The 19,981-nt window shown below is 60.0% G+C and carries 22 protein-coding genes; 5 read left to right on the forward strand and 17 right to left on the reverse strand.

Annotated elements, in window-relative coordinates:
- Window positions 1-4: 4 nt before the first annotated feature.
- From ACK8OE_RS04140 to ACK8OE_RS04150, 3 genes are read right to left on the reverse strand one after another with little or no spacing between them, the layout of a single operon-like run.
- Window positions 5-883 carry a carbohydrate ABC transporter permease gene (locus tag ACK8OE_RS04140; protein ID WP_410271486.1) on the reverse strand — a complete coding sequence of 293 codons (879 nt, stop codon included), beginning with the start codon at window positions 881-883 and terminating at the stop codon, window positions 5-7.
- A gap of 1 nt (window position 884) precedes the next feature.
- Entirely contained in the window at window positions 885-1,784 is a 900-nt protein-coding gene (locus ACK8OE_RS04145; RefSeq protein WP_126422517.1) for a carbohydrate ABC transporter permease, read from the reverse strand.
- On the reverse strand, window positions 1,777-2,916 hold the full coding sequence (locus ACK8OE_RS04150) for an ABC transporter ATP-binding protein (RefSeq protein WP_410271487.1): 1,140 nt from the start codon (window positions 2,914-2,916) through the stop codon (window positions 1,777-1,779). Before ACK8OE_RS04150 ends, ACK8OE_RS04145 begins: the two co-directional genes overlap by 8 nt.
- A gap of 254 nt (window positions 2,917-3,170) precedes the next feature.
- On the opposite strand from ACK8OE_RS04150, the gene ACK8OE_RS04155 reads away from it, so the two are divergent.
- Entirely contained in the window at window positions 3,171-3,809 is a 639-nt protein-coding gene (locus tag ACK8OE_RS04155; RefSeq protein WP_410271488.1) for an RpiB/LacA/LacB family sugar-phosphate isomerase, read from the forward strand.
- A gap of 217 nt (window positions 3,810-4,026) precedes the next feature.
- Here ACK8OE_RS04155 and kduD read toward each other — a convergent pair whose 3' ends face one another.
- From kduD to ACK8OE_RS04175, 4 genes are all read right to left on the reverse strand, one after another.
- Complete coding sequence (gene kduD / locus ACK8OE_RS04160) at window positions 4,027-4,782, reverse strand: 2-dehydro-3-deoxy-D-gluconate 5-dehydrogenase KduD (RefSeq protein ID WP_126422511.1); 756 nt, start codon at window positions 4,780-4,782, stop codon at window positions 4,027-4,029.
- A gap of 267 nt (window positions 4,783-5,049) precedes the next feature.
- Window positions 5,050-5,898 carry a 5-dehydro-4-deoxy-D-glucuronate isomerase gene (gene kduI / locus ACK8OE_RS04165; protein WP_410271594.1) on the reverse strand — a complete coding sequence of 283 codons (849 nt, stop codon included), beginning with the start codon at window positions 5,896-5,898 and terminating at the stop codon, window positions 5,050-5,052.
- A 184-nt stretch (window positions 5,899-6,082) separates the two neighbouring features.
- Window positions 6,083-6,862 (reverse strand): SDR family NAD(P)-dependent oxidoreductase, encoded by a 780-nt coding sequence (locus ACK8OE_RS04170; RefSeq protein ID WP_290799576.1) that lies wholly within the window; start codon window positions 6,860-6,862, stop codon window positions 6,083-6,085.
- A 54-nt stretch (window positions 6,863-6,916) separates the two neighbouring features.
- The gene (locus ACK8OE_RS04175) at window positions 6,917-7,198 is read right to left on the reverse strand and encodes a helix-turn-helix domain-containing protein (protein ID WP_290799575.1); all 282 of its coding nucleotides are present in this window, start codon (window positions 7,196-7,198) and stop codon (window positions 6,917-6,919) included.
- A 191-nt stretch (window positions 7,199-7,389) separates the two neighbouring features.
- Here ACK8OE_RS04175 and rhmD point away from each other — a divergent pair, with 191 nt between their 5' ends.
- The 4 genes from rhmD to ACK8OE_RS04195 all read left to right on the forward strand — a co-directional run bounded on the left by rhmD (window position 7,390) and on the right by ACK8OE_RS04195 (window position 11,422).
- Complete coding sequence (rhmD, locus tag ACK8OE_RS04180) at window positions 7,390-8,586, forward strand: L-rhamnonate dehydratase (RefSeq protein WP_410271489.1); 1,197 nt, start codon at window positions 7,390-7,392, stop codon at window positions 8,584-8,586.
- Window positions 8,587-8,716: 130 nt separating this feature from the next.
- The gene (locus ACK8OE_RS04185) at window positions 8,717-9,589 is read left to right on the forward strand and encodes a fumarylacetoacetate hydrolase family protein (protein WP_298329166.1); all 873 of its coding nucleotides are present in this window, start codon (window positions 8,717-8,719) and stop codon (window positions 9,587-9,589) included.
- The gene (locus tag ACK8OE_RS04190; protein ID WP_410271490.1) at window positions 9,589-10,335 is read left to right on the forward strand and encodes an SDR family NAD(P)-dependent oxidoreductase; all 747 of its coding nucleotides are present in this window, start codon (window positions 9,589-9,591) and stop codon (window positions 10,333-10,335) included. Before ACK8OE_RS04185 ends, ACK8OE_RS04190 begins: the two co-directional genes overlap by 1 nt.
- 178 nt (window positions 10,336-10,513) lie before the next feature.
- Entirely contained in the window at window positions 10,514-11,422 is a 909-nt protein-coding gene (locus tag ACK8OE_RS04195; RefSeq protein ID WP_410271491.1) for an amidohydrolase family protein, read from the forward strand.
- 128 nt (window positions 11,423-11,550) lie between these two features.
- Here ACK8OE_RS04195 and ACK8OE_RS04200 read toward each other — a convergent pair whose 3' ends face one another.
- From ACK8OE_RS04200 to ACK8OE_RS04245, 10 genes are read right to left on the reverse strand one after another with little or no spacing between them, the layout of a single operon-like run.
- The gene (locus tag ACK8OE_RS04200) at window positions 11,551-12,111 is read right to left on the reverse strand and encodes a GNAT family N-acetyltransferase (RefSeq protein WP_410271492.1); all 561 of its coding nucleotides are present in this window, start codon (window positions 12,109-12,111) and stop codon (window positions 11,551-11,553) included.
- A complete protein-coding gene (pseG, locus tag ACK8OE_RS04205; protein ID WP_410271493.1) occupies window positions 12,104-13,090 on the reverse strand; it encodes a UDP-2,4-diacetamido-2,4,6-trideoxy-beta-L-altropyranose hydrolase in 987 nt (328 codons plus the stop codon). The genes ACK8OE_RS04200 and pseG overlap by 8 nt, the downstream gene beginning before the upstream one ends.
- Window positions 13,090-14,103 (reverse strand): ketoacyl-ACP synthase III, encoded by a 1,014-nt coding sequence (locus ACK8OE_RS04210; protein WP_410271494.1) that lies wholly within the window; start codon window positions 14,101-14,103, stop codon window positions 13,090-13,092. Before ACK8OE_RS04210 ends, pseG begins: the two co-directional genes overlap by 1 nt.
- Window positions 14,103-14,834 (reverse strand): SDR family NAD(P)-dependent oxidoreductase, encoded by a 732-nt coding sequence (locus ACK8OE_RS04215; RefSeq protein ID WP_410271495.1) that lies wholly within the window; start codon window positions 14,832-14,834, stop codon window positions 14,103-14,105. Before ACK8OE_RS04215 ends, ACK8OE_RS04210 begins: the two co-directional genes overlap by 1 nt.
- The gene (locus tag ACK8OE_RS04220; RefSeq protein WP_410271496.1) at window positions 14,831-15,940 is read right to left on the reverse strand and encodes an AMP-binding protein; all 1,110 of its coding nucleotides are present in this window, start codon (window positions 15,938-15,940) and stop codon (window positions 14,831-14,833) included. Before ACK8OE_RS04220 ends, ACK8OE_RS04215 begins: the two co-directional genes overlap by 4 nt.
- Complete coding sequence (locus ACK8OE_RS04225; protein WP_410271497.1) at window positions 15,941-16,180, reverse strand: acyl carrier protein; 240 nt, start codon at window positions 16,178-16,180, stop codon at window positions 15,941-15,943. It abuts the gene before it with no gap.
- Entirely contained in the window at window positions 16,170-17,000 is an 831-nt protein-coding gene (locus ACK8OE_RS04230) for an alpha/beta fold hydrolase (RefSeq protein ID WP_410271498.1), read from the reverse strand. Before ACK8OE_RS04230 ends, ACK8OE_RS04225 begins: the two co-directional genes overlap by 11 nt.
- Entirely contained in the window at window positions 16,997-17,797 is an 801-nt protein-coding gene (locus ACK8OE_RS04235) for an SDR family NAD(P)-dependent oxidoreductase (protein WP_410271499.1), read from the reverse strand. Before ACK8OE_RS04235 ends, ACK8OE_RS04230 begins: the two co-directional genes overlap by 4 nt.
- Window positions 17,794-18,906: an aromatic ring-hydroxylating oxygenase subunit alpha gene (locus ACK8OE_RS04240; RefSeq protein ID WP_410271500.1), complete on the reverse strand. Its 1,113-nt coding sequence runs from the start codon at window positions 18,904-18,906 to the stop codon at window positions 17,794-17,796. Before ACK8OE_RS04240 ends, ACK8OE_RS04235 begins: the two co-directional genes overlap by 4 nt.
- The gene (locus ACK8OE_RS04245; protein ID WP_410271501.1) at window positions 18,899-19,960 is read right to left on the reverse strand and encodes a 3-oxoacyl-ACP synthase III family protein; all 1,062 of its coding nucleotides are present in this window, start codon (window positions 19,958-19,960) and stop codon (window positions 18,899-18,901) included. Before ACK8OE_RS04245 ends, ACK8OE_RS04240 begins: the two co-directional genes overlap by 8 nt.
- Between the last annotated feature and the right edge of the window lie 21 nt (window positions 19,961-19,981).

Here is a 19,981-nt window from a genome sequence, read left to right on the forward strand (position 1 = left end):
CGCCCTACCCCTTCACCGCGCCGGAGGTGACGCCTTCAACGAAGTATTTCTGCGCCAGGAAGAACAGGATCAGCGAGGGGGCCAGAGCGATGGTGGACATGGCCAGAATCTCGTTCCACGAGGTCGCTTCGGTCACATCGATCGACATTTTGAGCGCCAGCGCCACGGGATATTTTTCCACCGACGACAGGTAGATCAGCGGCTGAAGGAAGTCGTTCATCGACCACATGAACTGAAACAGCGCGACCGAAATAATGGCGGGCAGGATGACCGGGCAGACGATCAGGGTCAGGACCTGAAACGAATTACAACCGTCCATCACCGCCGCCTCTTCCATATCGAGCGGCAGGGAGCGCATGAACTGGATGATCATGAAGACGAAGAAGCCTTCGGTCGCAAAGGCCTGCGGTGCATATAGCGGCAGATAGGTGTCGAGCCAGCCGAATTCGCGGAACATCAGATATTGCGGGATCAGCAGGACCGACTTCGGCAGCAGCACCGTGGCCATCAGCAGCGCAAACAGCCACTTGCGGCCGGGGATGGCGAAGCGCGCAAAGCCATAGGCGACGATGACCGACGAAATGACCGTGACGATCACCTTCGGCACCACGATCTTCATGGTGTTGAGAAGGTAGGTCGCGAACGTGTATTCGGTCGAGGTCTTCCAGCCGTTGATGAAACCGTCCGTGGTCGGATTTTTGGGAATGAAGCCCACGGAAGAGAAGATTTCAGTGTTGTTTTTGAACGCTCCGCCGATCATCCACAACAGCGGATAGATCATCAGAAAGCCCACGAGAATCAGCAGGCCATAACGCACGAAGGCATTGATCACCGGCAGATGTTTGCGCCAGCCGTGATCAGCCGGATTGAGCGAAGACGCCATTTCAGTGTCCTCCCTTATCGTCGCGGTCCTGCGCATAAAACACCCAGTGTTTCTGCGACCAGAAGGCCACCGCAGTGAAGACGGCGATGATGATAAACAGCACCCAGGACAGGGCCGAGGAATAACCCAGATTGAAGTATTTGAACGCCTCTTCGTAGATCATCAGCGGCAGCAGATAGCTCGATTTGAGCGGGCCGCCGGCGGTGATGATGTAGGGGCCGTTGAACTCCTGAAACGCCTGCACGATCTGCATGATGAAGTTGAAAAACAGCACCGGCGTCAAGAGCGGCAGGGTAATCATGAAGAACTGTTTGAGGCGCGACGCCCCATCGAGATCGGCGGCCTCATAGAGGTCTTCGGGGATGGCTTTCAGACCGGCCAGAAACACCACCATGGCCGAGCCGAACTGCCACAGGCGCAAAAGCACGATGGAGAACATGGCCGTGGTGGGCTCCCCCAGCCAGTTGACGCCGCCGATGCCGATACCGGCCAGCGCCTGATTGAGCAGGCCGTCACCGGCAAAGACGAAGCGCCAGACCACCGCGATGGCGACGCTGCCGCCCAGAATGGAGGGCAGATAAAAGGCCGTGCGGAAGAGGCCGATGCCCTTAAGCTTGAAATTCAGCACCACGGCGATGAACAGGGCAAAGGCCAGTTTCAGCGGCACGGTGATAAAGACGTAGGCAAAGGTCACGCCCAGCGACTGCCGAAAGGTCGAGTCAGCCGCCATCTCCGTATAGTTGGACAGGCCGACGAAATTGGCCGCCCCCAACTGATCCTGAAGCCGCGCATCGGTGAGGCTGAGCACGAAAGAGGCCACGAACGGAAAGGCCGTGAACAGCAAAAAGCCGATCACGAACGGGGTAATATAAAGGCTGCCGATCCACTTGTTGCTATACATGGACGGACTCGTCTGTCTTATCAGCAAAGTCGGGCGACACACCAATCGCCTGACCGTCCTCGGCGAACAGATGCGCGCGGTTGAGGTCGATTTTCAGGCGCACTTCCTGATGGTTATAAAGCGCCGCCTCACCGTCGAGCTTCATGATCAGCGGCTCGCCTTCACTGTCTTTCAGCGTTACATAGGCGAAGGTCTCCCCGCCCAGGCGCTCGATCAGGATGACGTAGCCGCTGAGGTGCGCCTCTTCGTCTGTCGCGGCCAGATGCAGGTTTTCCGGGCGTACACCAAAGGTCACAGTGCCCCCTGCCGCGACCTGTGCGCCGACGCGCGGCACAGACAGGATGGTCTGCGGCAGGTCGAGCCCGACGGCGTCTGACGACACTTCGCGCACGCGGGCCTTGATGGTGTTCATGCGCGGCGACCCGATAAAGCCCGCGACGAACAGGTTGGCTGGCTTACGGTACAGATCAAGCGGCGAGCCAACCTGTTCGATGCGCCCGGCGTTCAGCACCACGATCTTGTCGGCCAGGGTCATGGCCTCGACCTGATCGTGCGTCACATAGACCGAGGTGGCGTTGAGCTTGGTATGCAGGCGTGCGATTTCGACGCGCATCTGCCCGCGCAGCGCCGCATCGAGATTGGACAGCGGTTCGTCAAACAAAAAGACATCGGGCTGACGCACGATGGCGCGGCCGATGGCGACGCGCTGACGCTGCCCGCCGGACAGGGCCTTGGGGCGGCGCTTCAGAAGATGCGTCAGTTGCAGCGTTTCTGCCGCCGCATTGACCTTGTGCTCGATCTCGGCCTTGGGCAGGCCCTGAATCTTCAGGGCAAAGGCGATATTGTCGAACACGGTCATGTGCGGATAGAGGGCGTAGGACTGAAACACCATGGCCACGCCGCGCTTCGACGGGTGGGCGTAGGTGACATCGCGGCCTGCGATATCAATCTGGCCTGAGGTCGGCGTTTCAAGGCCCGCAATCAGGCGCAGCAGGGTCGATTTCCCGCAGCCCGACGGCCCGACAAAGACCACAAGCTCGCCCTTTTTGACCTCCAGCGAGACGCCCTTGATGACCTCATGGCCATTAAAGGTCTTGCGCACATCCGTAAGTCTGACACTGTCAACCGACACGTTTCCCCACTTTTGATCTGATTATTCTTGATTGGCTTTATGTGTAGGGGAAACCGGTGTCATTTTCAACGGTGATTATGCACACAGGCAAAAATTCCGGCTATGATAAGGGGCCATCTCAGGATAGGTAGCGCACAGCGACGTGCAAACGGTTTTCGGACCCTTGCGCCGCTTCGCGGCTTGCTGTCCCTCGCTTAGCCCGCTATTGAAGCATCCACGCGCATATTCACGCAAAAACACGCAGGAAGACTTTTATGAAAATCGCTCTGATCAACGAAAACAGCCAGGCCGCCAAGAACGGCATCATTTTCGACGCCCTGAAGACGGTCGCTGAGCCGCTGGGCCACACGGTTTTCAACTACGGTATGTACAGCGCCGACGATTCGGCCTCGCTGACCTACGTGATGAACGGTCTGCTGGCCGGTATCCTGCTGAATTCGAAGGCGGCCGATTTCGTCGTCACCGGTTGCGGCACCGGCATGGGCGCCATGCTGGCCTGTAATTCGATGCCGGGCGTATTCTGCGGTCTGGTCATCGACCCCACCGACGCCTTCCTGTTCGGTCAGATCAATGACGGCAACGCTATCTCCATGCCCTATGCCAAGGGCTTTGGCTGGGCTGCCGAACTGAACCTGCAGGACGTCTATCGTAAGCTGTTCGACGGTGAACGCGGCCTCGGCTACCCGAAGGAACGCGCGCAGATCATGGCCAAGAACCGCGGCATCCTGAAGGACCTCAAGGCAGCCTCGTGCAAGGACATGCTGACGGTTCTGAAGACCGTCGATCAGGACCTGCTGAAGGCCGCCGTCGCCGGTGAGAAGTTCTCGGAATACTTCTTCGCGAATGCGCAGGACGAAGACATCAAGGCCTATATCAAGGGCATTTTGGGCTGACCCTCCGCTTCAACGGCATACAAAAAACCCCTTCCGTTCCTACGGAAGGGGTTTTCTTTTTAGCTTTCGAGTTGACCCATATCAGAGCGGAATGATCTCTGATGAAATCGTTCCGCTCAAGCCGCCATTGCGGCGGCGGCCAAGGTGGCGCAGCCACCGCCCGGCGAGGGGCTAAAGTAACGCTAAGTCGTTATCGTTTCGATTAGAAACTAGTGACTTAGCGCGCCAGCCAGCCACCATCCACCGGGATGATCGCACCGTTGACATAGTCCGACGCCGGTGCGGCAAGGAAAACGGCCGCCCCGCCAAGGTCAGACGGCTCACCCCAGCGACCCGCCGGAATGCGGTCGAGGATGGCCTTGTTGCGATCGGCATCGGCGCGCAGTTGCGCCGTATTATCTGTGGCCATATAGCCCGGCGCGATGGCGTTCACGGTAATACCCTTGCCCGCCCATTCGTTGGCCAGCAGGCGGGTAATACCGGCAATACCGGACTTCGATGCCGTGTAGGAAGGAACGCGAATACCGCCCTGGAAGGAGAGCATCGAGGCGATATTGATGATTTTGCCATAGCCCTGAGCGATGAAGTGACGCCCCACGGCCTGCGCCATGAAGAAGGCGCCTTTGATGTTGACGTTCATCACGTCGTCCCAGTCTTTCTCCGAGAAGTCCACGGCGTCGGCGCGGCGGATCAGGCCAGCGTTGTTGACGAGGATGTGCAGACCACCCAGCTCGTCGATCGTGGTCTTCACAACGCGCTCGATGGGCTCCAGCGTGCCGAGATTGGCGTCGATATTGACGAACTTGCGGCCCAGCGCCTTGACCTTCTCGCCGGTTTCATCGGCAGGCACAATGCCCACGGCGGCAATGTCGGCACCCGCTTCGGCCAGGGCCAGCGCAATGCCCTGCCCCAGACCCGTATTGGCCCCGGTGACGAGGGCGACCTTACCGGTCAGATCAAATGGATGGCTCATGAAATATCTCCCTTTTTCAATCCTTCCCCCTACTCAGTAAGAGCGGAGGAGCGCGAGGCAGAGCCTCGCCAAACTAAGAAGGCAAAAAATCTCGACGGGCCGCCCCTGGAGATTTTTTGACCGTTCTGAAACCACCTCTCGATGCGCCAGCATCGGGAGGTGAGACTAGAGCGTTTTTCGCTCAAGTGGATACCGGTTGAGCGTTAAAAAACGCGACAAAACAAAAACTTAGAGCGACATTTCGATTCAGAATGAACGAAATGCGCTCTAAGCGAGCTGACAGATGTCCAGCACCTTCATGTCGGTATAGTCGAGGTTTTCACCACCCATGGCCCAGATGAAGGCGTAGTTCGACGTGCCCGCGCCCATATGGATCGACCACGGCGGTGAAACGACGGCTTCGTTATTCTGGATGACGATATGGCGTGCGGCGTCCGGCTGCCCCATGAAGTGGAAGACGCGGTCGTTTTCACCGAGATTGAAGTAGAAATAGACCTCCGAGCGGCGGTCGTGCAGGTGCGGCGGCATGGTATTCCACACCGAGCCGGGGGCCAGAATGGTCAGGCCCAGCAACAACTGGCAAGACTTGGCCGTGGTCGGCACGATGTACTGATAGATGACGCGCTGGTTCGATTGCTCCAGCGAACCGCGCTCGAGCGGCACGGCCTGATCTATCGAAATCTTGACCGTCTCATAGCGCGCATGGGCGGGCGTAGACGTCAGATAATAGAGCGCCGGATTGGCCGCATCGTTCGACGCAAAGACCACATCCTTTGTGCCCATCGGGATATACAGGCCATCCTTTTGACTGAGATCATAGGCGACGCCATCGACGGTCACCACCCCGGCACCACCGCCGACATTGATCACGCCCAGTTCGCGGCGCTCAAGGAACGGGTGACCGGCGGCCGAAGCCGGTTCGGTCTGATTGGGCAGGCGCACGCTCTGCGACACCGGGGCGACGCCACCGACCACAAAGCGTTCGAAATGGGTGTAGTTGAGGACCACCGAGTCCGGGGCAAACAGGCCCTGCATCAGGTATTTGTCACGCAGATCATCCGTATCCGCATAGGCCATCATGTCCGGATGGGTGGCGTGATAAATCTTGGCGTACAAAGACGTCTGGCACATGGCAGCAGCTCCGGTTTTTTATAATCAGCCCCGGGCGCGACGGCGCGGCGCTTTCCATCCCTGCGCGACGAAATCCCGGTTTACGGGATGCTTCGCCACATAATGAGACTTCCTATAGCGACAAATGAAAAGGAAGGAAACCGGTTTCCTTCCTTTTCTGTCAACGATTTTATTGCAGGTTGACGAAGGCCCCGCCATCGACCAGAAGCGACGCCCCTGTCACATATCCGGCCAGTTCTTCGCAGGCGAGGAAGATGACCGGCCCGGCCAGATCTTCGGGTTGCCCCAGACGGCCCAGCGGAATGCGGCCTTCCATGTAGCTGCGCTTGGCCTCATCAGCCAGGTCATCCTTGTTAATGTCGGTCAGGATGGTGCCGGGCAAAACGGCGTTGCAGCGGATGCCATGCTTACCCAGCGCAATGGCGGTCGATTGCATCAGCGACAGCACACCGGCCTTGGTCGGCGTGTAGTGGGTCTGGAACTCACCGCCGACCAGCGCCGAGATGGAGGAGACGGCGACGATGGACCCGGCGAAGCCGTTGGCCTTCTTGCCCTGCTTGACCATCTGGTTGGCGGCGGCCTGACACATATAATATGCGCCGTTCAGGTTCACCTTGATGGTGCGGTCCACCACATCGACCGGCATGTCGAGGAAGCCGTGGAAGGGGCAGATGCCGGCATTGTTGACGAAGGTATCGACGCGGCCATAGGCCTCCACCGCCGCCGCCACAAAGGCCGTCGCCGAAGCCGGGTCAGCGACGTCGCCACGCAGCGCAAAGGCTTCGCCCCCGAAACCGCGGATTTCCTTCACCGCTGATTCGGCGGCGGCTTCATCCCCCGCATAGTTGATACCCACCTTCGCGCCCTGACGCGCCGCCCCGATGGCAATAGCGCGACCAATGCCTTTTGAGCCGCCGGTGACCAGCAATACCTTGTCCTTGAGCAACATCTTTTGTCTCTTCTCTCTGACCGGAAGCGCGAAACGCCCCCCGTTTCCTTCCATCTATTGGTGTATTGCCTGCTGCGACAGGCGAATAAATTTGGGCCCCAATCGGTAGCCGCCACCACTGCCGTCGCGCGGGGCCACGCTGAGATAGCCCTGCTCGACAAGGGTCGAGGCCAGACGATAGGCGGTGGAACGCGCAAGGCCCGCGGTTTCGGCGATTTCGCTTAAACTGCCCCGCCCCGACGCCACCGCCTCAACGATCATCAGCCCACGGACAAGGGTCTGGCTACCGCCAGGTTTGTCGCGCTTGGGTTCGGTGGTCGGCGGATTTGCGTTCATGCCCGGTTTCGACGTTTCTGCGTTCACGCTTGACGTTTTTTGCTTGATAAGCGTTGGCTTAATTTCATATATTGGAATAAATAGATTGGCAATCGCATTTATGCTCATTATTGAGCAATTTCACCACAAACCGATCATTTCCGGTCCTCCCGGAACCGCATTCGACACGCAGGGTTAAAAAGGCTTCTATTATGGGTTACCCCAAGATCAAGCAGGTGCGCGCATACGTCATTAAAGGTGGCGAGGGCGGCGGCGGCGCCGACTACCACGATCAGGGCGAAGGCCACTGGATCGACAATCACATTGCGACCTCGATGGGGCGCTATCCGGAATATCGCCAGAGCCGCAAGAGCTTCGGCATCAATGTGCTGGGCACGCTGGTCGTTGAAATCGAAGCCGATGACGGCACGGTCGGTTTTGCGGTGACGACCGGCGGCGAGCCCGCCTGCTATATGGTCGAAAAGCACTTTGCCCGCTTCCTCGAAGGCCGCAACCCGTTCGAATATGAGCGCATCTGGGATCAGATGTATTTCGGCTCGCAATACTATGGCCGCAAGGGGATTGTCGTAAATGCGATTTCCGGCGTCGATCTGGCCCTGTGGGACCTGATGGGCAAGCTGCGTCAGGAGCCGGTCTATCATATGCTGGGCGGTGCGGTGCGCGACGAACTGCAATTCTATGCGACCGGCGCGCGCCCGGACCTCGCCAAGGAGATGGGCTTTATCGGCGGCAAGCTGCCGCTCTATCACGGCCCCATCGAAGGCGACGAAGGCCTGAAGAAGAATGTCGAGCTGATCGCCGATATGCGTTCGCGCGTCGGTGAAGACTTCTGGCTGATGTACGACTGCTGGATGGCGCTCGACGTCAACTACGCCACCAAGCTGGCACATAAGTGCCATGAGTACGGCCTGAAGTGGATCGAAGAGGCCATCAATCCGGACGACTACTGGGGCTATCAGCAACTGAAGAAGAACGTCCCGGCCGGGATGCTGGTCACCACGGGTGAGCACGAATCGACGCGCTGGGGCTTCAAGATGCTGCTGGAAATGGACTGCTGCGACATCATCCAGCCGGATGTGGGCTGGTGCGGTGGCGTCACTGAACTTCTGAAGATCTCGGCCCTGGCTGACGCGCACGGCGCACTGGTCGTGCCGCACGGATCGTCGGTCTATAGCTATCACTTCGTCATTACGCGCCACAATTCGCCGTTTGCCGAGTTCCTGATGATGGCGCCGAAGGCCGATCACGTCGCGCCGATGTTCCATCCGCAACTGCTCAATGAGCCGATCCCGGAAAAAGGCCGCCTGAAAGTCACGGCGCTGGATAAGCCGGGCTTCGGGGTGGACCTGAACCCCGAAGTGAAGCTCTATCGCCCCTACGAGCACTAAGAGACAGGCCCCCTCACCCCAACCCTCTCCCTCAAGGGAGAGGGGGCTTTTTTATTTACCCTTCTCCCTTGAGGGAGAGGGTGGCCCGAAAGGGCCGGATGAGGGGGAATTTCGCAAAGGAATACTTTAAATGAAACTCGTCCGTTTTGGCCCCAAGGGTCAGGAAAAGCCCGGCGTGATCGACGCTGACGGCAAACTGCGTGATCTGTCGTCGGTCGTGGCCGACATCACCCCCGAAGAGGTGCGCCTGTCGAAGCTGGCCGGCCTCAAGGCCACCGACGTCTCGGCCCTGCCCGTCGTCGAAGGCGACGTGCGTTATGGCGTGCCGGTCAACAAGATCGGCAAGATCATCGCGGTGGGCCTCAACTATGCCGACCACGCCGCCGAATCGAACCTGCCCGTGCCGCCGGAACCCATCTTCTTCACCAAGGCCGTGACCTCGCTCACCGGTCCCAATGACGAGGTGATGAAGCCGCGCGATGCCACCAAGATGGACTGGGAAGTCGAACTCGGTCTGATCATCGGCAAGACCTGCCGCTATGTCGAGGAAGCCGACGCGCTCAGCCACGTCGCCGGTTACGTGCTGGTCAACGACATTTCCGAACGCGCCTTCCAGAAAGAGCGCGGCACGCAGTGGGTCAAGGGCAAGGGCTGCGACACCTTCTGCCCGACCGGCCCGTGGCTGGTCACGCCGGAAGAGATAGGCGACGTGCATAACCTCGACATGTTCCTCAACGTCAATGGCGAGCGTATGCAGACCGGCAATACGAAGACCCTGATCTTCAACGTCGCCCACTGCATCAGCTACATTTCGCGCTTCATCACCCTGCAACCGGGCGATCTGGTCATCACCGGCACGCCGCCGGGCGTCGGCGAAGGCAAGAAGCCCAACCCGATCTACCTCAATGCGGGCGATACCATGCACCTCGGCATCACCGGCCTCGGCGAACAGCGCCAGACCGTTGTGCCCTTCTCGCTCGAACATCAGGAGATCATCGGCTAATGACCTACGCTGGACGTTTTGAAAACCGCTGCGCCGTCATCACCGGTGCCGCCGGGGGCCTCGGTAAGGCTGCCGCTCAACGCATTATCGCCGAAGGTGGTAAGGTTGTCCTGTGGGACCTGAACGCCGAACTGCTGGAAACAACCGCTAAGGAAATCGGCGCGGCTGGATTTGTGGCGCTCGATGTCTCCAAGCTGGAGGAAGTCTCTGCGGCTGCCAAAAAGTCCGCGGAAATCCTGGGCAAGATCGACATTCTGGTCGCTTCGGCGGGCATCACCGGCGCGACGGTGCCGGTGTGGGAATTCCCGGTCGAGTCGTGGCTAAAGGTCATGGACATCAATCTCAACGGCCTGTTCTACTGCAACCGTGAGATCATCCCCTTCATGCTCGAAAACGGCTATGGCCGCATCGTCAATGTCGCCTCCGTCGCGGGTAAGGAAGGCAATCCCAACGCCTCGGCCTATTCGGCCTCCAAGGCGGGCGTGATCGGCTTCACCAAGTCGCTGGGCAAGGAACTGGCCACCAAGGGCGTCATCGTCAACGCCCTGACCCCGGCCACCTTCGAGTCGCCCATTCTGGCGCAACTGCCGCAAAGCCAGGTCGATTATATGCGCTCGAAAATCCCGATGGGGCGTCTGGGCATTGTCGATGAATCGGCCGCCATGGTGTGCTTCATGGCCTCGGAAGAGTGCTCCTTCACCACTGCCTCGGTGTTTGATACATCGGGTGGTCGCACGACCTACTAAATGATCTGACGGCGGCGCCTGACGGGGCCGCCGTTCTCTTATAACAAAGCACAAAAATCGCTATGGTGAGTCGAAAAGACTTAGCCGACGAATGCTCTAGCGTAGTTGAGTACGTTAGCCGCGTATCGCAGACGGATGAGGCTTTGCAGACCTCCAGAGCGGCTGGCTCGGAGGAAACGTGACCAAACTGCCTTTCATCGACGCCCATATTCACCTGTGGGACCTAGACCATCTGCGCTACAGCTGGCTGAGCGCGCCGTTCGACGATACAGGCGTCAACGGCTCGACCGAGGCCATTGCCTCGACCTACCTCCCCGCTCATTATCAGGCCGACGCCACAGGGTTCGACGTGCGCGGCACCGTGCATATCGACGCCGGTGCGCATCCGGACGACGCCCTGGCCGAGACGCAGTGGCTGCAAAAGCTGCATGAACAGACCGGTCTGCCTACAGCGATTGTCGCCTTTGCCGGGCTGAACGATCCGAAGGTCGAAGCCCTGATGGAAGCCCATACGCAGCATTCGGCCGTGCGCGGCATCCGCCACATACTCAACTGGCACCCGAATCCCTATTTCAGCTATACGCCCGCCAATTTGCTGGAAGACCCGCAGTGGCAGGCCGGCTATGCGCTTTTGGCCAAGTACAGCCTGTCCTTCGACCTGCAAATCTACGAAAACCAGATGGCGGCAGCGGCGTCCCTGGCGGCAAAGCACCCTGATATTCCGGTCATGCTTAATCATGCCGGTATGCCGGTCAATGACGGCGAGGGCTATCTGAGCCGCTGGGAAGCGGGCCTGAAAGCGCTGGCCGCCCAGCCGCATGTCTCGGTGAAGATTTCCGGCATGGGCTTTGCCAATCGCCACTGGACGACCGAATCCATCCGCCCGCTGGTGCTGACCGTCATCGACATCTTTGGCACGGATCGCGTGATGTTCGCCTCTGACGTGCCGACCGACAAGCTGTTCTCGGACTATAAGACCATAATGGAGTCGTTTGACGCGGTGACCCGTGATTTCTCCGACGCTGAGCGCAAGTCCATGTTCGCGGGCAATGCCAACCGGCTTTATCGTCTGAATCTTGCGCTCTGATACCAACGGCCGAAGATGCTGACCGCATCCGGCCGTTGAAGACACGAGACTGTCTCATATGTCTCAGTGACATGAGACAGTCTCGAAGGGAATACCAAGAGTCATTTTCAATGACCCTTGGTATGAGACTACTCTGTCTCGTTACCGTCCCAGTCGCGGGTGTCGGGGAATTTTTTACGGAAGGTGCGCCATTCTGCCGCCTCCTGCTCAAAGATATGCAGGTCGTGGCGCACCCCGTTTTTGAGGACGTGATTTTTCAGCACCCCGACATGGCGATAGCCGTTGAAGGTTTGCGCCCGCACCACGCGGTCGTTCCAGTGGACGATGTGATTGACCAGCTTATGCAGGCCCAGCGTACAGAAGGCGTGGTTCAGTGTGCCGATAAAATTATAGGCCGACAGGGTGGGCGGCACGACTTCGTCGCCCACATAGACGCCCACCTCACCTATGCCATTCACCCGATCCGTCACCGTGATCGAGGTATAGCCGACATCACGGCCTTCGATGCAGATGATGCGGTGATGATAGTCGTCACGGCTGGCGCAGCGTTCGATCCAGCCGCGCTGGCGCTCGATATCGTAGGGCACGTCGGTGAGCATGAATTGCGTGATGCGCGCCGATGTGCGCCAATCCAGCAACAGCCTGGCGTCATCCGGCTGTACCGGCCTGTAGCTTAAAAACTCATACACGGGTCATGGCCTCCACTATACGTTTCGCGCCGCGCCCATCGACCAGAGCATGAGCCCTGGCCGCCTCGGTCACACGGCCGAGCACATCAGACAGAAGGGTCTTTACCTTATCTTTGAAATCGTCGGGCCAGCCTTCGCGCGCATCCAGCACCGGATAGGGCGAGGCGCTAAGCAAGGCCGCCTGATTATCGACCACCACCATGACCAGAGCGGGCAGGCCCATGGCGGCAACTTCACCGACGCTGCCGCCGGCCGCCGTGACGACCAGAGACGCCCCGCTTAACACCTCGGCCACATTGTCAGGCGACAGATAGAGTTTCAAAGCCGCATGGGCCGCACACAGGCGACGCAGGGCATCGACATCGCGATTGGCCGGGCCGACGATCAGGCGGATATCATAGCGCGGCGCGACCTCAAGCAGGGCTTGGGCACACAGGGCGGTAAAGCCTTTGGGGTCAGAACCGCCAAACAGGACGCTGATGTGCGCGCGGCCTGATGTGGGGTAGGAGCGGCGAAATTCGTGGCGGATGGGCGCATAGTCCGGGCCCAGACAGAGCTGCGCATCCGGGGCGATTTCGGCATACATCTCTGGCGATGCCGAAGCGGCAGCATTGATCACCAGATGCACGTTCAGCGGCCGCACCTGCGCCAGATCATCGAACACAGCCAGCCGATAATCCGCACAAAGATCCGTATAAAACGCGGCCACCGCCGCGTAGGAATCGACCAGCAACACCTCGCCCGTGGGCACGCAGGCGCGTATGGCCGCGGCATCTTGCGGACTGCCGATCGCTGTCTCCAGTCGTCGGCATCCTGCGCCGATCTGCGCCAGACGCGAACGGATGGCCTCCGTGGACTCGTTGAGCAGAAAGGTCACGGCCATACCGCGATGACGCGCCGCCTCAGCCACAGCGAAACAGCGCATAAAGTGGCCCAGACCAATCTGCGCCGAGGCTTCGGTACGTATCCACACTTGCATCAGCGCACCCGAACAATGTCGATAAGGTCGGGCGCGGGGGTCGTCCATACGGCGCTCGACCACGACCAGCCGACCCCGAAACCGCACAGCAGCAGGCGTAACGGCGTCGCATTTGACAGGCGCTTTTGGCCAGTCAGAAAGCGGTCGCACAAGGCCAGTGGAATAGAGGCTGATGAGGTATTGCCATAGTCACGCACGGCATAGACCATCTGATCATCGCGCGCCTTGATCTTGTGCCCCAAGGTCTTGAGCATGAGCGCATTGGCCTGATGCAGCACCACATGCTCCATCGCCTCAATCGTCTCACCCGCGGCATCGAGCGCGCGGGCGATACTGGGGGCCACCTGCTTTAGCGAAAAAGCCATGACCTGAGTACCATCCATAAAAAGACGCGGCGGGCCGCTTTCCACCAGGCCGCCGGTCCGCGATATCAGATAGGGGGCACCCGACCCGTCCGAACCCAGATCAAAGGCGATTTGGGCCTCAGCCCCTTCCAGCGCCGTCACCGACACGGCATCGCCAAAAAGGGGCTTAAGTGCGCGATTGTCTTCGTCGATCATGCGCGTCGTCATATCCCCGGCCACCAAAAGCGCACGGGCAATACCCGCCGACTGCATCAGAGAGGATACGACCGACAGACCATAGACATAGCCCGAACAACCCAGAGCGATATCGAGACAGAGCGCTCCCGGCCCTACACCCAGACGGTTTTGCAGCACACAGGCCGTCGAAGGCAGCGGATAGTCCGGCGTCTGGGTCACCACGATCATCAATCCCACACTGTCCGCTGCCCAGCCGAGCCCATCCAGCAGACGGCGGGCCGCCACCTCACCCAGTTGTGAGACGGTGTGGGCTTCAGAAACGGGGCGTCGCTCAATACCCGTCGCGGCGATAATCTTGGTGATGGCCTCGTCGCCAAACTGCGCGCCCAGATCGCGGTTTTCGCTCACGCTTTCGGGCAGCGCCGTGACGATTCCCCTCAAAACCGGACCTGTTGTGGCGAAGGCGGCCATCAGCTTGTCAGGCCCCCATCCACGGTCAGGGTCTGACCCGTGATAAAGGCGGCCTCATCGGACAACAGAAAGCGCACCAGGGGTGTGATATCGGACAGTTCGCACAAACGCCCCAGAGGCGTGCGGCGCACGATCTGCTCCAACTGGCGGTCATCAAGCCCGGCAGACAGTGCGGTCTTCATATAGCCCGGCGCGATGGAATTGACGGTGATCCCCAGCCGTCCGACTTCGCGCGACAGGGCACGGCCAAAGCCATCCATACCCGCCTTTGAGGCGGCATAGGCGCTTAACCCCGTATAACCGCGCAGGCCTGTGATCGAGGAAATATTGATGATGCGACCGGGCTTACGGCTACGCTGCATCCGGCGCAGCGCCGCGCGGGTCAAGGCCATCGCCCCGGTAAGGTTGACCTGTAAAACGCGCTCGATATCGGCCAACGGTAGGGTCGATAGGATGCCTTCGACCGACATACCGGCATTGTTGATGACGCCCCAGGGCGCACTGTCGAAATGCGTCACCGCCGCTGCGGTAAAGGCTTCGATGGCGTCGGTGTCGCCCATATCGCAAGTCTGCCAGAAAAAGCCTTGACCGTACTGATCCTGAAGGGAACGCACCTCATCGCTGTGGGTGGTGGAACAGCCCGCAACCGCATAGCCCGCCGCCAGCAGATCGGCGGCCAAGGCGTGCCCCAGACCACGGCTCACCCCGCTTATCATCACCCAGCGCGTCATACCTCAGCCCTCGATTTTTTGCCTGTGTCTGCGCGCGTAATGCTTTCGACGAAGCGCAGCCCTACCGGGCGACTGGTGCGCGGCAGACCCTGAATATGCACCTTCACTTCGCTCTCATCCGCCCCCGGCACAAGAGCGATTTCAGCGCTCAGAACGTGCCCGGTGATCGGGTTTGGTCGCGCCCAGACACGCGCATCTGCCACAGCGGGACACAGCGCCAGCCAGGCCTCGACCTCCTCCGGGAAGACCTTAACGCCGCCGATATTGACGAGACTGTCCAGTCTGCCGCGAAAGCGCACGCGACCATTTTCAACATGCACGACGTCGCGCGTATCGTGACCATCAACGAGCAGCGTCCCGGCTTCCGACAAGGCCAGACGCCCGCCCAGAGCCGACTCCGGGAACCCGGCCTGACCATCGCTGACGGTAAGGATCACCCCGGCCTCAGTGGTGGCGTAGATATGGCGAATGTGCGCCGCCGGGAAACGCGCGCGCAGGGCATCGAGCAGCCCCTGATCCACGGCTTCACCACCCAGCGTCACGGTGCGCAAGAAGAGGTCAGAAGGGGCGCTCATCAGAAAGGCGCGCCAGAAGGTCGGGGTGCCGCTCATGTGCGTCGCCTGCTGGTGATCAGCCAGTTGAGCCATGACCGCGACATCTGCCCCTTCGGGCGGTGCAATAAGGGTGTGACCACCGATCAGTGCCGACAGGATCACCTGAATACCGGCAAAGCTAAACGGGTGATAGGTCAGAAGCCAGCGCGCCTCCCCCCCTGTCCCCGGTGTGATAGCGGCAGTGAGCCTTGCCAGATCGTGTCCGGCCCATTTGGGCGAGCCCGTGGTGCCGGAGGTTTGCAGCCACAGGCGGGCCGAAGACGCGCCCTCTGATACTGCCGTGGACGCTCCAATAACACGCTGAACGAACAGGTCTGTCTTTTGCATGTACGCGGCGATCAACGCGACGATCAGCCCGGCTACCGAACGTTCATCAGCGCCGTAAATGCGGACGGCTTTCGGGAAAACCTCGGCACGCGCGCGCAGATCATCGGCGGACAAAACCTGCCCGTCTTCGATCAGGCGGAAGGACGCGCCGACGGTCAGCCCCATCTAGACCGCCTTCGTAAACAGGGCGGCCAACTCGCCCACCGTGTGGAACAGCACAAATCCCTCGCGGAAAGGCTGAAGACCAGTTTTTTCTTCCAACGCGACGACCAGAGTCGCCAGATCGAGGCTGTCGATATCGAGCGGACCATTAAGCAGCGGCGAATCGGCCTCAATAGGTAAAACCGTCGCACCTTTCTCGTTCAATATCTGGATCAGTTCGTCGCGAACAAGATCAAAGCTCATTGAGAAACTCCGTAATCAGACCGGTTACGCGCCCCGGCATCTCGATATGCGGCAGGTGGCCTACCCCGTCGAGCGCATGCAGCCGGGCGGGCAGATGCTGGGGCGGTGGCAGCGGTATGACCCGGTCAGACCGCCCCCAGATGACCTGATGCGGCACGCTCAGGCCACGCCAGTCATACCACCCCATCGATGGATGCGCCGCATCTATGCGTCGCAAAAAGCGCAGCAGTATGTCCCGTCGCGCGGGTGGGGCGGCCGCCTGCAATGAGGCCGCCAAGGCGTCCACCGACGACTGGCTCTGCGGTCCGAGCAATTGCGCGGCAGCGCGGCGGGCGCTCGCCTGATCCCCTTCGATCAGAAAGCCCTCCAGGGCACCACGGTCAAACCTACCCCCCATACCCGCGGGTGAAATAAGGGTAAGGCTTATGACCTGTTTTGCGTGGGCTTCAGCCATACTGAGACTGATGCGCCCACCCATCGAATGACCAACCAAATGCGCCATTTCGATACCAAGCACGTCCAGCGCTTCGGACAACCATCCGGCCATAAAGCCCAGACTGCAATCGCCCGCCGCATCAGCGCTACGACCATGCGCCGGCAGGTCTATGGCCACCACACGATAGCGGGCCGCTAGGGGAATCAGACAAAACGACCAGGTCAGCAGATCGGCAGCAAAGCCGTGGACGAAAACGATGGCGGGTGCCGCCTTGTCGCCCAGATCGAGATAACTCATCGTCCCGCATGAATGGGCCTCGCTGCGGCTTAAGGCCAGCCGACGGCTGGCGGGTCGCGGCACAGAGGGGACAGACAGGACTGTCACGCCAGAAATCCTCCATCCACGGTCAAAATCGAACCGGTGATCCAGCGCGAGGTGTCGGCGAGCAGAAAAGCAATAGCCGCAGCCACGTCATCCGGCTGGCCCAAACCCAGCGGGTGCAGATCGATAACCCGCTGAAAATTCTCTTCGGACAGAAGGGCGCGGAACTGATCCGACATCGGTGTGTCGATCATGGCTGGAGCCACGGCATTAACGCGCACCCCGTCGCGTACCAGCTCGACCCCAAGCCCCTTGACGGCTGAGATAATGCCACCTTTGGAGGCCGCATAGACGACATTGCCCGGCGCGGTCTTGAGTGCGGCGGACGATGACACATAGACCAGTGACGCCCCCGGAACGTGGCAGGCCTTTAAGCGAAACGCCTGGGCCAGCATCAGCGACGCCGCCAGATTCTGCGTCAGCACGTCCTGAATAAAGTCGGGCTTTACAGCCTGAATGGGTCGCGTCGCCTGCACGCCGGCGCAGTGGGCCAGACCGTTCAGCGGTCCCGTCTGAGCACAGACCGTCTTCATCCACGGAACGATATTTTCGATAGCGGCCAGATCGAACAGATGGCCCTGATGGCCCTCTCCGGAGAGAGCATCGAGCGTCGTCTGAAGGCGCGTAAGGTTACGCCCGGTAACGATCAGGCGCGCCCCCAAGCGCGACAGATAAATCGCCGTGGCCTGACCGATGCCGGACGTTGCCCCGGTGACCATAATGGTGCGCCCACTGAGACTTAAAGGGTTAAAACCGGCATCGACGGGCTTTGGGACAGACGGAGTCAGGATTTCGCTCATGCCGATGCTCCTGACACGGACCAGGCGCCCATGCGTTTGGCCCAAGCCTTCTGAAAATGCGCGATCCGCCCTTCCATCTGCCCCAGAAGGGGTGCGCGATTATCGGGCACATCGCGCATCCCGGCCTGCGTCACGCGGCAAATTTCGGCATCCTCATCGCGCACCTGCGCTGAAAAGGTTTTGAGTTCCCCCACCACCAGATCGCGCGTCTGGCCACCACGATTGGTCGCCAGCCACGAGGTCGAGTTGATGCGCAGTCGCTGCGGCGCAATCGGGTCAAATGTCTGAAACGTTAAAAACGCACCACCGGAAAAGGTGATGACGATATTGGGGAAGATCAGGAAATTGCCGTATTCGGGATAGCGGTCGGACGGCGTGATCTTCAGGTTTTTATGCACATTGTGCCACCATTTTAGCGAGCGGTCCTTCAGCTTGCCGGTATAGCGGCTATGGTCCGGCACACTGGAGATTTCCAGTTGCAGCGAGAGGATCAGGCCGAAACTGTCGGCATGGACCAGCGGCACGTGATAGCCTTCGGCGGCATTGTCCATACCAAGCTTCCAGTTGGCCTCCCACTCATAGCTAACGGTTTCAAAGCGATCCGTGCAAACCGCCGACAGGTGTTGCAGCTCTTCGTGATAGTCGCCCAGAAAGGTTTTAAGATCGGGTCCGACGGGCTCCATCCGTACAAAGACGAAATGCCCTACCACCTCAAGCGCGTAGACTTCGAGTGCCAGTTCGGCCTTGTCGGCGTCGGTCAGGTTAAAGCACGGCTTGTTCAGCGGCACACCTACCGGATGCCCCTCACCATTATAGGTCCAGCCGTGATAGGGGCATTGCAGCGGGCGATTGCCGGAGGCTTCGGTCTGAATGCGCGCAAAGCGGTGTGAGCAGACATTGCGGAACGCCCGAAGTTCACCATCGAAGTTTTGCACGACTATGGAATGCGGACCGATCTGCGACGTAATGAAATCCTGATGGTTTTTCAGATCTTCCGTGAAACCGACGCACAGCCAGGACGGCCGGAAGACCTGCGCGATTTCTGCCGCCAGCACGTCTTCGCGGACATAGGCATCGGCCGGTATCTGTCCCAGAAGGTCCCTATACATAGTCGTCGATCTCAGGAGCCGGGATCGGCCCAAGCGTCAGCTTCATGGCGCTCCACGACCAGCCAACGCCGAAGCCCATGATCACCAGTTCGCGCGGTTTATCGAAGACATCACTCAGTGCCTCGGCAATGGTCAACGGGATGGAGGCCGATGAGGTATTGCCAAATCGCTCCATCGCCACTGGCACTTTTTCGGCTGGCAGGCCGGCCTTTTTGCGCAGGTGGTTGAGCATGAAGGCGTTGGCCTGATGGAAGACGACGTAATCGACGCTGTCAGCGGTTTCGCCGGACGCCTCAAGGATGCGCCCGACCAGAGCCGGGACAGCCTTCAGCGTGAAATTGAATACTTCGGTGCCGTTCAGATGCAGCCGCGCCGCCTTGAACAGGTGCTCGGCATGGTCCGCCGGATGCGGCTCGACCGGCGGCACCAGTGGCAGTTTCAGCCCTCCGGCCTCGACCAGAATATGCGCTGCACCAGACCCGTCTGTACCGAATTCACCGAACATCGGCTGCGCGGCCTCATCGACCTCAAGCGCCGTGGCCGAACCGGCATCGCCAAACAGGGGAACGGTGGCGCGGTCGCCAGGCATCAGCTTGGACGTCGAGACATCCCCTGCAAGCACCAGAGCGCGCGCCGGCCGGCCGTCGATCTTAAGCGTCTGTAAAAGCGAGGCGGCCGTCCACAACCCATAGGGATAGCCCGAACAGCCCAAATTGATGTCAAAGGCGAGACACGAGCCCAGCCCCAGACGCGTTTGCAGAGCGCACGCCGTCGAAGGGATCACATAGTCAGCACTTTGGGTTACGAAAATCAGCACGTCGATACTGTCCTTCGTCCAACTGAGCTGAGCCAGCAGCCCCTCTGCGGCCTTTTGACACAGGTCGGATGTCAGGACGCCGGCGGGCGCAATACGTCGGGTCGTGACTCCGATAGAACCGGTCAGCCGCGCCCGTTCGGCATCATCCGGGATCAGGCCTTCGATACCCAGACTTTGCGCGGGCACGCAGGCGCGGATACCACGGATCGACACCCCTTTGATTACGCCACCGGTCATGCGCTTCAGACCCCAGTCCCA

The organism is Asticcacaulis sp. W401b (assembly GCF_046503825.1).
In the GTDB taxonomy this organism is placed as follows: Bacteria; Pseudomonadota; Alphaproteobacteria; order Caulobacterales; family Caulobacteraceae; genus Asticcacaulis.

Bases quoted from the DNA above. Each gene is read 5' to 3' on its own strand.
- ACK8OE_RS04155 (WP_410271488.1), top strand. From the start codon at position 3,171: ATGAAAATCGCTCTGATCAACGAAAACAGCCAGGCCGCCAAGAACGGC.
- ACK8OE_RS04210 (WP_410271494.1), bottom strand. From the start codon at position 14,103: ATGGCCGCCTTCGCCACAACAGGTCCGGTTTTGAGGGGAATCGTCACG.
- kduD (WP_126422511.1), bottom strand. From the start codon at position 4,782: ATGAGCCATCCATTTGATCTGACCGGTAAGGTCGCCCTCGTCACCGGG.
- ACK8OE_RS04215 (WP_410271495.1), bottom strand. From the start codon at position 14,834: ATGACGCGCTGGGTGATGATAAGCGGGGTGAGCCGTGGTCTGGGGCAC.
- ACK8OE_RS04245 (WP_410271501.1), bottom strand. From the start codon at position 19,960: ATGACCGGTGGCGTAATCAAAGGGGTGTCGATCCGTGGTATCCGCGCC.
- ACK8OE_RS04220 (WP_410271496.1), bottom strand. From the start codon at position 15,940: ATGGGGCTGACCGTCGGCGCGTCCTTCCGCCTGATCGAAGACGGGCAG.
- ACK8OE_RS04190 (WP_410271490.1), top strand. From the start codon at position 9,589: ATGACCTACGCTGGACGTTTTGAAAACCGCTGCGCCGTCATCACCGGT.
- ACK8OE_RS04170 (WP_290799576.1), bottom strand. From the start codon at position 6,862: ATGTTGCTCAAGGACAAGGTATTGCTGGTCACCGGCGGCTCAAAAGGC.
- ACK8OE_RS04240 (WP_410271500.1), bottom strand. From the start codon at position 18,906: ATGTATAGGGACCTTCTGGGACAGATACCGGCCGATGCCTATGTCCGC.
- ACK8OE_RS04235 (WP_410271499.1), bottom strand. From the start codon at position 17,797: ATGAGCGAAATCCTGACTCCGTCTGTCCCAAAGCCCGTCGATGCCGGT.
- ACK8OE_RS04175 (WP_290799575.1), bottom strand. From the start codon at position 7,198: ATGAACGCAAATCCGCCGACCACCGAACCCAAGCGCGACAAACCTGGC.
- ACK8OE_RS04145 (WP_126422517.1), bottom strand. From the start codon at position 1,784: ATGTATAGCAACAAGTGGATCGGCAGCCTTTATATTACCCCGTTCGTG.
- ACK8OE_RS04225 (WP_410271497.1), bottom strand. From the start codon at position 16,180: ATGAGCTTTGATCTTGTTCGCGACGAACTGATCCAGATATTGAACGAG.
- ACK8OE_RS04140 (WP_410271486.1), bottom strand. From the start codon at position 883: ATGGCGTCTTCGCTCAATCCGGCTGATCACGGCTGGCGCAAACATCTG.
- ACK8OE_RS04185 (WP_298329166.1), top strand. From the start codon at position 8,717: ATGAAACTCGTCCGTTTTGGCCCCAAGGGTCAGGAAAAGCCCGGCGTG.
- rhmD (WP_410271489.1), top strand. From the start codon at position 7,390: ATGGGTTACCCCAAGATCAAGCAGGTGCGCGCATACGTCATTAAAGGT.
- pseG (WP_410271493.1), bottom strand. From the start codon at position 13,090: ATGCAAGTGTGGATACGTACCGAAGCCTCGGCGCAGATTGGTCTGGGC.